General features: G+C 28.6%; 12 protein-coding genes. 10 read left to right on the forward strand and 2 right to left on the reverse strand.

What is annotated here, in order from left to right:
• Positions 1-237: 237 nt before the first annotated feature.
• Entirely contained in the window at positions 238-1,881 is a 1,644-nt protein-coding gene (locus KQI77_RS01020; protein ID WP_216387482.1) for an AMP-binding protein, read from the reverse strand.
• Between the two features lie 38 nt (positions 1,882-1,919).
• Complete coding sequence (locus KQI77_RS01025) at positions 1,920-2,570, reverse strand: hemolysin III family protein (protein ID WP_216387483.1); 651 nt, start codon at positions 2,568-2,570, stop codon at positions 1,920-1,922.
• A 221-nt stretch (positions 2,571-2,791) separates the two neighbouring features.
• Between KQI77_RS01025 and KQI77_RS01030 the strand changes: the two genes are divergently transcribed.
• From KQI77_RS01030 to KQI77_RS01075, 10 genes are all read left to right on the forward strand, one after another.
• The gene (locus tag KQI77_RS01030; protein WP_216387484.1) at positions 2,792-3,367 is read left to right on the forward strand and encodes a DUF1836 domain-containing protein; all 576 of its coding nucleotides are present in this window, start codon (positions 2,792-2,794) and stop codon (positions 3,365-3,367) included.
• Positions 3,357-5,060, forward strand: a complete 1,704-nt coding sequence (locus KQI77_RS01035) for an ABC-ATPase domain-containing protein (RefSeq protein ID WP_216387485.1) — start codon at positions 3,357-3,359, stop codon at positions 5,058-5,060. Before KQI77_RS01030 ends, KQI77_RS01035 begins: the two co-directional genes overlap by 11 nt.
• Before the next feature lie 72 nt (positions 5,061-5,132).
• Positions 5,133-6,188, forward strand: coding sequence for an AI-2E family transporter (locus KQI77_RS01040; RefSeq protein WP_216387486.1), 1,056 nt, complete (start codon positions 5,133-5,135; stop codon positions 6,186-6,188).
• Positions 6,189-6,249: 61 nt separating this feature from the next.
• Positions 6,250-7,059 (forward strand): glutamate 5-kinase, encoded by an 810-nt coding sequence (gene proB / locus KQI77_RS01045; protein WP_216387487.1) that lies wholly within the window; start codon positions 6,250-6,252, stop codon positions 7,057-7,059.
• Positions 7,060-7,076: 17 nt separating this feature from the next.
• Positions 7,077-8,321 (forward strand): glutamate-5-semialdehyde dehydrogenase, encoded by a 1,245-nt coding sequence (locus KQI77_RS01050; protein ID WP_216387488.1) that lies wholly within the window; start codon positions 7,077-7,079, stop codon positions 8,319-8,321.
• Positions 8,322-8,472: 151 nt separating this feature from the next.
• Positions 8,473-9,489, forward strand: a complete 1,017-nt coding sequence (gene galE, locus KQI77_RS01055) for a UDP-glucose 4-epimerase GalE (protein ID WP_216387489.1) — start codon at positions 8,473-8,475, stop codon at positions 9,487-9,489.
• Between the two features lie 223 nt (positions 9,490-9,712).
• Complete coding sequence (locus tag KQI77_RS01060) at positions 9,713-9,934, forward strand: FeoA domain-containing protein (protein WP_216387490.1); 222 nt, start codon at positions 9,713-9,715, stop codon at positions 9,932-9,934.
• Between the two features lie 19 nt (positions 9,935-9,953).
• A complete protein-coding gene (gene feoB / locus KQI77_RS01065) occupies positions 9,954-12,077 on the forward strand; it encodes a ferrous iron transport protein B (protein WP_216387491.1) in 2,124 nt (707 codons plus the stop codon).
• A 92-nt stretch (positions 12,078-12,169) separates the two neighbouring features.
• The gene (locus tag KQI77_RS01070; protein ID WP_216387492.1) at positions 12,170-12,949 is read left to right on the forward strand and encodes an SDR family oxidoreductase; all 780 of its coding nucleotides are present in this window, start codon (positions 12,170-12,172) and stop codon (positions 12,947-12,949) included.
• 53 nt (positions 12,950-13,002) lie between these two features.
• Positions 13,003-13,557, forward strand: coding sequence for a putative ABC transporter permease (locus KQI77_RS01075; protein ID WP_216387493.1), 555 nt, complete (start codon positions 13,003-13,005; stop codon positions 13,555-13,557).
• Positions 13,558-13,856 lie beyond the last annotated feature (299 nt).

The following is a 13,856-nucleotide window of genomic DNA, read 5'->3' on the forward strand; positions in this document are numbered from 1 at the left end:
GATATGTATTGTATAATGCTTATATTAGCAGTAATAAGTATAATTACTTTATCTGTGTGTATTATAAAGATAAAAAAAGATAAAAAGAAAATATGAGAAAATAAAAATTTGTCTTTCAACAAAAAAAGGGTAAATATGATTTGATGAAAAAATTAAGTTAGCTAAATGTTGTAAACTTAAGAAGGTCAATACAGTACAACATTTTAAATGCTAACTTGATTTTTTTTATCTTTGTTTTTAATTTTTTGATTTTAGTTCCACTCGGCGTATTTTTCCACTTATAGTTTTTGGCATTTCATCTACGAATTCTACTATTTGAATCCACTTGTAAGAAGCAATTCTATTATTAACGAAATCTTTTAATTCATTTTCAAGCTCTTTACTAGGTGTATATCCGTCAGATAGTTTGACACAAGCTTTTATTGCTTGTCCTCTGTTTTTATCAGGAACACCAAGTATTGCACATTCAAGTACAGCTTCATGTTCTATAAGTTTGTTCTCTATTTCAAATGGTCCAACTCTATAACCTCTAGTTTTAATTATATCGTCAACTCTTCCCACATACCAGAAGTAGCCATCTTCATCAACATAAGCAGTATCACCTGTGTGATATACTCCACCGCGCCATACATTTTTGTATAGATCTTCATTGCCACAATATCCTATGAATATTCCGTGTTGTTTTTCACCATTTTCTGGAGGAACTACAACTACTTCTCCAACTTCATTTACTTTACCAAATGTTCCATCACTTTTAAGAATTCTTACATCATATAATGGTGATGCTTTTCCCATAGCTCCAGGTTTTGGAGTTGTGTTTACAAAATTACCTAGTAAGAGAACAGTTTCTGTTTGACCAAAGGCTTCCATTATTTTATGTCCGCATTGTTCATATACTTTGTTAAACACTTCTGGGTTTAGTGCCTCACCTGCGGTTGCAATAGTTCTTAGTGCAGAAAGGTCATATTTATCCATACCTTTTTTTATAAAATATCTATATACTGTTGGAGGAGCACAAAATGTTGTTACTTTGTATTTCTCTATAACTTCTAATAACCTACCAGGAACAAATGTGTTATAATCATATACCATTACTGCAGATCCACATAACCATTGTCCGTATATTTTTCCCCAAGAAGCTTTTCCCCAACCTGTTTCAGATACTGTAAAATGTAAACCTCCATCTATTACATTTTGCCAATGTTTAGCTGTTATTATATGTGATAAGGTATATGTATGATCATGCATTACTGCTTTAGGATAGCCTGTAGTACCAGAAGTAAAGTACATTATCATGGGTTCACAGGCTCTAGTTTCTATTCTATCAAGATGTATAGATGCATCTTCTACTTCTCTTGTAAAATCTACAGTTCCTTTAACTTTTTTTCTAACTGCAAATATTTTTTTTAGACTAGGACATAGCTTTTGAGCTTCTAGCATATGGGCTATTGTACTACCTTCAGGTGTACATATAGCAGCATTTATATTAGCAAGATTAATTCTATATTCTAAGTCATCTACAGTTAAGAGGTTAGTAGCAGGAATAAGTATTGCACCTAACTTGTGAAGTGCTGGTGCAACATACCAGTATTCATAGTTTCTTTTTAAAATAACTAAAACTTTATCTCCTTTTTTTATACCATTTTGTTTTAGCACATTAACTACCTTATTACTAAGTTCGCTTATTTCTTTATATGTAAATATTTTTTCCTCACCCTCAGGATTGCACCAGACAACAGCACGTTCATCTGGTACTTCTTGAGCTAATTTATCTACAACATCATAACCAAAGTTATAATTATCTTCATATTTTAATTTAAAATCTTTTATTACATTATTATTATCATATGTTTCTTCACAAAATTTTTTATATAGTAGCATTGTTTTCTCCCTTTAATAAATTTTTTATATATTAAACTTTAAAGTATACATGAGTATACTGCAAAGAAGTGGCATAGTGTTCCTAACATAATGAATATATGGAATATTTCATGATTACCCCAAGCACCTAATTTGATACGATCTGGTTTTATTGCATATATTACTCCACCTATAGTATATAAAACTCCTCCAGCAAGTAATAAAACTAGACCAGCAGTTGATAAAACCTTTGATAATGGATATATAGCAAATATAGCAAACCAACCTATAAATATATACATTGCACTACTTAACCACTTAGGACAATTAATCCAACATAGTTTAAAGATAATACCCAATGTACAGAATATAGCAACAGCAGCAAATAATATATAACCAGTTCTATTATTAAGTGCTATTAAGCAAAATGGTGCATAAGAACACATAATTAATACAAAAATCATAGAGTGATCTAATTTCTTAAATATTTTAATTACTCGATTATTAGCTAATATAGAATGATAAGTAGCTGAAGCACTATACAATAAAATCATTCCTATACCAAAAGCAATTACTGAAAAATAAGTTAATGAAGAACCGCTATATAGGTTTGAGGTTTTTATAATTAATGCAACTAAACCTAATACTGATAGTAGTGCTCCAATAAAATGAGTTAAGCCATTAATAGGCTCTCTTAAATACTTTTCCATAAAAAAGACCTCCCTTAAATACGTAACGTAGTTTTTAAAACTATATCTAAAATATACTTGTATTATGAGATAAAAATATCCACAAGTCAATATGTGATGGAAACAAAAAAATGAAATTATCTTAGATTATTAGAGTTTAGCTTGAAATATCTTTAATTTACTATTAAAATTATAAATATATATGATATATAGTTTTTAAAACTATGTGAAGGAGTAGAAATATGGATAAGGATAAAATATTAGAAAAGATAAACAATAATTTTAATGCAAGAATTACATTAGATGACATGCCAGAATTAGAGTTATATATGGATCAAGTAATACAGTTATTTGAAGGAAAGCTAGGCAACACTAAGAGGACAGAAGAAGATAAGGTATTAACTAAAACAATGATTAATAATTATGCAAAAGCAAAATTATTAATGAGTGTAAAAAATAAAAGATATTCAAAAGAACATTTGATTTTAATGAGTATGATATATGAACTTAAAGGAAGTCTATCTATAAATGATATAAAATATGTTCTTGGTGATATCGTTGAAAAGTATGAGAGTGATGAAGAATATGATTTGAGAGGATTGTATAATAAATTTTTAGATAATAATAAACAAGATACAGAAGTTGTTATAAAGGATATAGAAGAAAAATTATCTAGTGTACAAGATGATAGTTTTGAAGAAATATCTTTACTTGTGTATTCATTTATTTCAATAAGCAATATGTATAGAAAAGCAGGAGAAATGCTTATAGATAATTATTTCAAAAATATAAAAGAGGGTAGTGAAGATGAAAAATAAAGATGTGTTATTGAAAGAATTAAAAAATATAGATGGCAAGGGATATAAAGCATATAAGTCATTAGAAGGAATATATGATTTTGGAGAATATTTTTTAGCTATTGATTATGTTCAAGGGGATCCTTTTGCATCACCTTCTAGAGTAAGAATTGTAGTTAATCAAGAAAAAGCAAAGTTCCCAGAAGAATTATTTATAGAGGATTATGCAAGAATAGCAACTCAAGATTTTCTTACAAGGTTATTTAGTAAGAATATAAATGAATTTAGTTCTAGGGTATTTGGTTCTGGAAAGAGTGGATTAATTGCAATAAGTAGATGTCCACAAGAAATAATAGATAGAACTTCTATAAGAATAGGAAAAGATAAAGTTGAAGCAAGATTTGAAGTAGGCTTTCCAGCAAGAGGTAGGAGTGTATTAGCTAAAGAATTAGAGAAGATTTTATATCAATTTTTACCTCAGATAGTAGATAAAACATTATTTTATAATAATATTAATCAAAAGAAATTAATAAACAGAGTAAAGTTAGTAGAAGATCAAGAATATATAAGAAAGGAATTATCAAAGAGGGGATTAGTTGCATTTATAGGAAATGGATCAATACTTCCTAGAGAAAGTGGTGTATCTAATAAACCATTAAAAGATGGTATTAAATTCAATTCTCCAAAGAGTTTAGAAGTAACATTTAATTTGCCTAATAGAGGAGAACTAAAAGGTATGGGAATAAAGAAAGGTGTTACTTTAATAGTTGGTGGTGGATATCATGGAAAATCTACTATGTTAAGAGCATTAGAACTTGGAGTATATAATCATATAGAAGGTGACGGAAGAGAATATGTCATTACAGATAATACTGCACTTAAGGTAAGAGCAGAAGATGGAAGGGCTATTCATAAAGATGATATATCATTATTTATAGATAATTTACCTAACAAAAAGGATACCAAGAAATTTAGCAGTGAAAATGCAAGTGGAAGTACTTCACAAGCAGCAAATATAATTGAAGGTATAGAAGCGGGAACAAAATTATTCTTAATAGATGAAGATACATCAGCGACTAATTTTATGATAAGAGATGATGTTATGCAATCTTTAGTAAGTAGAGAAAAAGAGCCAATAACTCCATTTATAGAATTGGTAAAAGCTATGTTTATTGAAGAAGATATATCAACTATTATAGTAGTAGGAAGTTCTGGAGATTATTTTGATATTGCAGATACAGTAATTCAAATGGATTCTTATGAACCATTTGATGTTACAGAAAAGGCAAAGGAATTAGCTACAGGTAAAATTTTAAAAAGAATAGAAGATAGAAAAATAAATATAGATATAGACTTTAATAGAATAATAAAAAAGGGAAGTATAGAAGAAGGTCCAAAAGGAATAAAAACTAAAACTTCAGGAGTAGATGGACTTATTATTAATAAAGAAAATATAGATTTAAGAGCAGTTGAACAAATAGTAGATAGTGAGCAAATAAAGTCTATAGGAGAAATAATGAAATATGCTGAAAGAAATATTGTAAATAATAAGCTTACTTTAATGGAAATAGTAGATAAGATAATGGAGGTAATATCAGAGGAAGGATTATTAAGTATAAGTGATGTAAGAGGCGGAAGTGGTAATCTAGCAGCACCTAGAAGATCCGAAGTGATAGCAGCATATAATAGATATAGGAAGCTTAAATTAATATAAAAATTGAATAATAAAAAATATATATGGATAAACTATATACATTATAGTATGTAGAAAGGCAGTTAGTTTTTTATGAAGAAGTTTATTAATTATCTTATTGTTGTTAATCTAACATTATTGATGTTTTATTTAGCATCCTTAATTGGTATATTTAGAACATTTCTACATACTATTAATAGGATAATAATAATTCCTATGGCATTTGGGATATTTTTAGCATATATATTGAAACCTGTGTATAGGAAACTAATTCATAAGAAGCTTAGAGCAACATTAGCTATTTTTTTAGTGTTTATGATGTTTTTTAGTGTATTATCTATAATAATATTTATTTTTGGAAGGTATATATATATTCAAGGTCAAGATTCGATTGTGATGTTACAAGATTATGTTGTTAAGATTCAATTAGATACATATATAGACAGAGTGATAGAACAAGAATATATGCATAATATAATTAATAATATTTCTAGATTAATTTTAACTAAGTTTCAAGATATATTTATGAGCATTAAAGGAATATTTAATGAAGGGTTACTTGTTTTTTCTGATATTTTATTAGTAATTCTCATAGCTATATACACATTGAAAGATGAAAATAAGATAAGGAGCAATATAGATAGTATTGTTCCTAGTAAATATTCTACAGTTACTAAGGAGATATTAGATAAGTCTGATGAGATATTAGGAGATTATATATTAGGACAATTTTGTGTAGCATTATCACTTGCAACCATGATATTTATAGGATATAAGATAATTAGAATGCCTAGTGCTATACTATTAGCAAGCATTACTTTTGTATTGGCTTTTATACCTTTTGTCGGATTCTTTATATCTATGATAATACCTTATATATTTGCAGTAGTTAAGGGACCTATTATGGTATTTAAGTTAACAATTTTATTTATAATATCTCAAACTGTTAAGGGAAGAATAGTAGTTCCAATGGTTATGGGAAGGGCTATGAAGATACATCCTATAACTGATATCTTTTTAGTTGTTATAGCTGCCAATATATTTGGACCTATAGGAGCATTTACTGTTGTACCTATATATTCATTATTGAAGATGATATTTTATACACTAAAAAAACATAGAGTTATTAATAGCAAAAAGTATTGTTGATAAGCAGTTAACAGTATAGTAATATTAAATTATAACTTAATGAATAGTGGGAGATGTTAAGATGAACTTGAGGGAAGATATTATTAATGCTAATAGGATAGTAGTAAAAGTAGGAACATCTTCATTAACTTATGAGAATGGTAACATTAATCTAACAAGAATAGAGAAACTTACTAGAGTATTATCGGATTTGGTGAATGCTGGTAAGGAGATAGTCTTAGTTAGTTCTGGTGCTGTAGGTGTAGGAGTTAGTAAGCTTAAATTACAGGAGAAACCTACATCCACAAGAGGTAAACAAGCAGTGGCTGCAGTAGGACAATGTGAATTAATGCACATATATAGTAAATTCTTTGGAGAATATAGTCATACAGTAGGTCAAGTGCTTCTTACTAGAGATGTAATAGAGGATGATCATATAAGAAAGAATGTTTGTAATACTTTTGATACTCTATTAGAATATAACATAATACCAATAGTTAATGAGAATGATACAGTAGCTATAGATGAAATTGAGAATATAGTAAAGTTTGGTGATAATGATAATTTATCAGCAATAGTTGCAAGTTTAGTAAATGCAGATTTGCTAATTATTCTATCGGATATAGATGGATTCTATGATTCAAACCCAAGAGAAAACAAAGATGCTAAGTTAATATCAACTATAGATAAGATTACTCCAGAGATAGAAGCAGGAGCAGGAGGAGTTGGAAGTAGCTTAGGTACAGGTGGTATGATAACTAAGTTAAAAGCAGCTAAATATGTAAACAAAAGAGGAATAGATATGGTTCTAGCTAATGGTGTTAATCCAACCATATTATTAGATATAATACAAGGTAAAGAAATAGGAACTTTGTTCTTAAAAGATAAATAATAGGGAGGCTTTTTTACATGAGTGAATTAATCAAAATGGGGCAGAATGCAAAAGAAGCATCTTATGTGCTTATGACAGCATCTATAGGTCAGAAGAATGATGCATTACAGAAGATGGCTGATGAATTAATTAATAATACTACTTATATACTAGAAGAAAATAAAAAGGATCTAAAAAATGCTATTGATAGAGGAATATCCAAAGCTATGTTAGATAGATTATCTTTAGATGAAGATAGAATTAAAGGAATGGCTAAAGGGTTAACAGATCTTATAGCATTAGCAGATCCAGTTGGCGAAGTTACTTCTATGTGGAGAAGACCTAATGGACTTCAAATAGGAAAACAAAGGGTACCTATGGGAGTTATAGGTATAATATATGAAGCAAGACCTAATGTAACTTGTGATGCAGCTGGTTTATGTCTTAAATCTGGTAATGTTGTTATACTTCGAGGTGGTAGTGAAGCTATTAATTCTAATATAGCTATAGGTAAGGTTTTAAAGGAAGGAATAAAAAAAGCAGGACTTCCAGAAACAACTGTACAAGTTGTTGAAGATACTAGTAGAGAAGTAGCAACTGAAATGATGAGAATGAATGAATATATAGATGTGTTAATTCCAAGAGGTGGTGCAGGACTTATACAATCTGTAGTTAAGAATGCAACAGTACCTGTAATAGAAACTGGAACTGGTAATTGTCACGTCTATGTAGATTCTTATGCAGATTTAGAAATGGCAAAGAATATAGTTATAAATGCTAAAACTAGTAGACCTTCAGTATGTAATGCAGAAGAAAAATTAATAATACATGAAGATGTAGCAAAAGAATTCTTAAAATTAGTTTTACCTGAGTTAAGAAAGTCTGATGTTGAGATAAGAGGAGACAAGTTAGTTAAAAATATAGATAATACTGTTATAGATGCTACAGAAGAGGATTGGGCAAAGGAATATAATGATTATATATTAGGTGTTAAGATAGTATCTAATATAGATGAAGCTATAAAACATATAAACAAATATGGAACAGGACATTCAGAAGCAATAGTTACAAGTAATTATGAAAATGCACAAATGTTCTTACAAAAGGTAGATGCAGCAGCTGTATATGTAAATGCTTCTACAAGATTTACAGATGGTGGCGAATTTGGATTTGGTGCAGAGATAGGAATAAGTACTCAAAAGTTACATGCTAGAGGCCCTATGGGATTAAATGAATTAACAACTACTAAGTATATTATCTATGGAGATGGACAAATAAGATAATAACAAATAAGCTATTGCATAAATATTAAGAAATGCAATGGCTTATTTTTAAAATCTAGGAAAGTATAAAAATAACAAAATTGTTTGTTATTTTTGCTATAAAATGTTAAAATTACACTAACATATAAGTTAAATAAAGGGGAAATTAATTATGAAAGTACTATTAGCAGGTGGGGCTGGATATATAGGTTCTCATACAGCCGTAGAATTATTAAATGCAGGACATGATGTTGTAATTGTAGATAATTATGATAATAGTTGTCCTGAAGTTATCAGCAGAATAGAAAAAATTACTGGAAAGAAAGTTGCTTTTTATGAAGCTGATGTAAAAGATAAAGAGGCAGTAAGTAAGATATTTGCAGAAAACAAAATAGATTGTGTAATTCACTTTGCAGGTTTAAAGGCTGTTGGAGAGTCAGTAAGAATACCTATCAAATATTATAGAAATAATATTGATACAACATTAACTCTATTAGAGTGTATGGAAGAAGCAGGTGTTAATAAGATTGTATTCTCATCTTCTGCAACAGTATATGGAGAAGAAAATGATATCCCTTATGTAGAAACAATGAAACGTGGAAGTTGTTCAAATCCATATGGATGGACAAAAGTAATGATGGAAGAAATTCTAGAAGATGCATCTGTAGCAAATCCAGAGCTTTCTGTTATTTTATTAAGATATTTTAATCCGATAGGAGCTCATGAATCAGGAACTATTGGAGAAGATCCTCAAGGAATTCCTAATAATTTAATGCCATATATTGCACAAGTGGCTGTTGGAAGAAGAGAGAAACTAACAGTATTTGGTGGTGATTATGATACAAAGGATGGTACTTGTCGAAGAGATTACATCCACGTAATGGATTTAGCAGATGGACATGTAAAAGCTGTAGAATATACATTAAATCATAAAGGTGTAGAGGTATTTAATTTAGGTACTGGAACTCCTTATAGTGTTTTAGAGATAATTAAGGCATTTGAAGAAGCTACAGGTAAGAAGATTAAATATGAGATAGGTGATCGTCGTGCTGGAGATTTGCCAGAATTCTGGGCTAATTCAAATAAGGCAAAAGAAGTTCTTGGATGGACAACTAAGAGAAGTTTAAATGATATGTGTAAGGATACATGGAATTGGCAGAGTCATAATCCAAATGGATATAGAGAATAATAAAATTCAATTCTAATTGATAATTTTAAATTGAAAATGTAAAATGAATGATAAAACTCAGCTTGATGGCTGAGTTTTTTTAGTTAATTGAGAATGTAAAAATGAAAGAGTAATTCATCATCAATTTTAGAACTTAAAATTAAAAATGAATGTAACCAATATATGTGTTCTAACATAGTTTGTTTAATAGGTAACAATAATAAGAAAAGAAGGAAAACTAGAAGTGTTTTTAAAGGAAGCTGAAACATCGTCAAAGGTAAGAGTTAAGAATGTTTTAGCAAAAGGTGAATTAAGGAGAAGATTTCTTGATTTAGGAATTATAGAAGGAACTAATATAGAAGTTTTATATAGAGGAGCATTGGGAGATCCAACTGCTTATTTTATAAGAGGAGCAATTATTGCGTTAAGAGAGGAAGAAGGAGGAATGATTATAATAGACGATTAAAGTAAGGAGGAGTTTGATTGTGGGGCTTAATAAAAACTCAACAGGAGCAGGAATCTTAATAAGCAATAAAAAGGTACACGAAAGATCTTATTATAGTGTTGTTTTGGCAGGGAATCCAAATGTAGGTAAGAGTAGTATATTTAATATATTAACTGGATTAAATCAGCATACAGGTAATTGGGCAGGCAAAACTGTAGCTAATGCAATAGGAGAATATTCATATAATGACCACCATGTAAATGTAATAGATCTTCCAGGAACTTATTCATTATTATCAGATTCTGAAGAAGAGGAGATTGCTAGAAACTATTTATGTTTCAACGATTTAGATGTAGTAGTAGTAATAGCAGATGCCACTTCATTAGAAAGAAATTTAAATCTTTTCCTTCAGATATCAGAGATTGCAGATAGAATGATATTATGTGTTAATCTTATAGATGAAGCTGAGAAAAATGGAATTATCATAAATAAAAATTTATTGCAAGAGAAGTTAGGAGTCCCAGTTATATTTACTTCTGCTAGAAAAAACATAGGAATCAATGAACTTAAGTTACTTATTGAAGAAAAAAAATCTTGTGAGATAGAGAATAATATAGTATATGGAATTAATATAGAGAATGGCATTAAGAAGATTGTTTATATATTAAAAAATAAAGAAAAGCTTGGAATAACTGATAAAAAACTTCGTTGGCTAGCTCTTAGATTTTTAGAAGCTAATACTAGCATTATTAAGCAAGTATTGGATATTTATAAAATAAGTAGTAATAGCATAATAGAAATAACTAAGATAAGGAATGATGTTAATAAGAATATTAAAAAAGGTTCTATAATAGATAGTATAGTTAAGACTATAGTAATTAAATCTGAAGCAATAAGTAAAGAAGTTGTACATCAAAAATATGAATATAATAAATATCAAAAAAAGATAGATAAAATATTGGTATCTAAGGTAACTGGAATTCCAATTATGATATTAATGTTAGTATTTATATTATGGATTACAATAACATTAGCTAATTATCCATCTAGCTTTTTGTCTGAATGTTTTTCTAGATTAGAAGAGGTAATAAGATCATCTAATCTATATAATAATATGCCTGATATATTATCAGGAATTTTAGTGGATGGTGTATATGTAACGTTAACTTGGGTAGTATCTGTTATGTTACCACCTATGGCAATCTTTTTTCCGTTATTTACTTTCTTAGAGGATTTAGGATATTTGCCTCGTATTGCTTTTAATTTAGATAAATGTTTTAAGAAGTGCGGTACTTGTGGTAAACAAGCATTATCTATGTGTATGGGATTAGGGTGTAATGCTGCTGGTGTAGTAGGAACTAGAATAATAAATTCCCCTAGAGAAAAGCTTATAGCTATATTAACTAATGTATTTACTCCGTGTAATGGAAGATTTCCAATGCTTATTACAATATCTTGTATGTTTATAGGAGGAGGAATAATTGGAAGTGCACAGAAAGGATTATTATCAGCTATTGTAGTGGCAGCTGTTATTATAATAGGTGTTTTAGTGACTTTTATTATCTCAAAGGTTTTATCAAAAACAATAGTAAAAGGAATGCCTTCGAATTTTATTTTAGAATTGCCACCATATAGAAAGCCTCAAATATTTAAGGTATTAGTGAGATCATTATTAGATAGAACATTATATGTGTTAGGAAGAGCTATTATTGTTGCAGCACCAGCAGGAGCTATTATATGGATATTTGCAAATATATTTATAGGAGACAAAAGTGTATTAGATTATTGTGCTATGTATTTAGAACCTATTGCGCATATGATAGGTTTAGATGGATATATATTAATGGCATTTATATTAGGGCTACCTGCTAATGAAATAGTTATGCCAATAATTTTAATGTGTTATATGAAAAATTCTACTATGATTGAATTGGATAATTTAATTAAGTTAAAAGAACTACTAGTTAACAATAACTGGACAATCTTAACAGCTATAAATGTTATGATATTATGTTTAATGCATTTTCCTTGTGCAACAACGCTTATAACTATAAAAAAAGAAACTCAAAGTGTGAAGTGGACAATAGCTGCATTTGTTATTCCAACTCTAGTAGGTATGATAAGTTGTTTTTTTATAACACAAGTATGGAGAATTGTAGCTTAGTTTATATCTAAATAAGAACATAGAATGTCTATTGTTCTTATTTAGATTATGTTAATATTGTAAGTAAGATAGTAGAAAAAGGTGATTAAAGAATGAATGATGAAAGATATACATTAATAACTGGTGGTAGCGAAGGAATAGGTTATGAACTTGCAAAGTTATTTTCACAAGATGGTCATAATGTAATAATTGTTGCAAGAAATGAAACTAAGTTACTAAAAGTAAAGAGAGAGCTAGAAGAAAAGTATAAAAATAAAGTTAAGACAATATCTATAGATTTTACTGTGGAAAAGAGTTGTGAAGAATTAATAGAAATTGTGGATAAAAAAAATATCATTGTGGATAATTTAATAAATAATGTTGGGATAGGTTCTTTTGGAGATTTCTGTGATGGACCAGAAGGATTTGAAGATAAGATAATAGACATTAACATAAGAACGGTTACTTTACTTACTAAGTATTATATGAAACAAATGTTAGCTAGGGGAAGAGGTAATATACTAAATGTTGCGTCTACAGCAGCATTTGTAGCAGGACCTAGAATGGCAATGTATTATTCAACTAAAGCATATGTATTATCTCTTACAGAGGCACTGTATGAAGAAGGTAAAGAAAAAGGTGTATACATAGGATGTTTATGTCCAGGACCAGTTAGAACAGAATTTCAAGAAAAAGCAGGAATAAAAAAAGCTGAAAGTGCTAAAAAATATCTTATGGATGCAAGTGTTGTTGCAGAGAAAGCGTATAGTGGATTTAATAAGAAGAAGCCTATAATAATACCTGGATTTAAGAATAAACTTGCTGTATTTGGAGGAAAGATATCACCGAGGAGTATAAGTAGAAAAGTAATATTAAAAAATAACATAGAATAAGAATTAAAAAAGTCAATTTTACCAATACTATAAATAGAAATAGGAGGTATGGTATGAATTGGCTTTTATATGTTATATTTAATTTTATATTATATTCATTTTTTGGATGGATTATAGAACATAGTTATTCACTAGTGACAACAGGGAACTTTAAGGATGCAGGTTTTTTAAGTATACCATTTAAACCTATGTATGGATTAGCTATGTGTATACTTATATATTGTAGATATAAGCTTAATATAAGTAATGGATTCTTTATATTATTGTGTATACTTATTCCAACAGCAGTAGAATATATAAGTGGCTTTGTTCTTAAGAGATACTTTAATGAGATATATTGGAATTATAAACATATACCATTTAATTTTAATGGACTTATATGTATTAGGTTTTCTATATACTGGAGTATATTATCTTATATAGTAGTTAGTTTTGTTCAACCTATAATTATGAGGGTATATAATAGGAATGTAGTATTGCTAGAAGTTATTTCTGTAATTCTTCTATTATATATATTATTTAGTTTTGTACATAAACTAAACAATACAGATTTTGAGATGGTGAGACGGGTGAATAATAGTAAAATTCACTACAAATACAGACAATAAACTTTATTATATTGTATATATAGATAAATAATTTATAAAACTAATTTTTTTCTTGACAGTATATGATGTCTTAATTAAAATATTAGTTAAGGTAAAATTTTATAAGAATTTAATCAGGATACTTTAAATTGGTCCAGAGAGGCCAGAAAGGAGTCTATAACTATGTTTTTAACAATGAATACAAAAACATTAGGTTTTTATTATGCACAAGAATTTAATAATGATAATTTTATAGATAATCGGATAGTAGAGGGATTAGATTTTATTTCTATTTAATCTCTTTAGTATCCTTTTCTTTT

The sequence above is a fragment of the Clostridium sp. MSJ-8 genome (assembly GCF_018918325.1).
Classification (GTDB): Bacteria; Bacillota; Clostridia; order Clostridiales; family Clostridiaceae; genus Clostridium.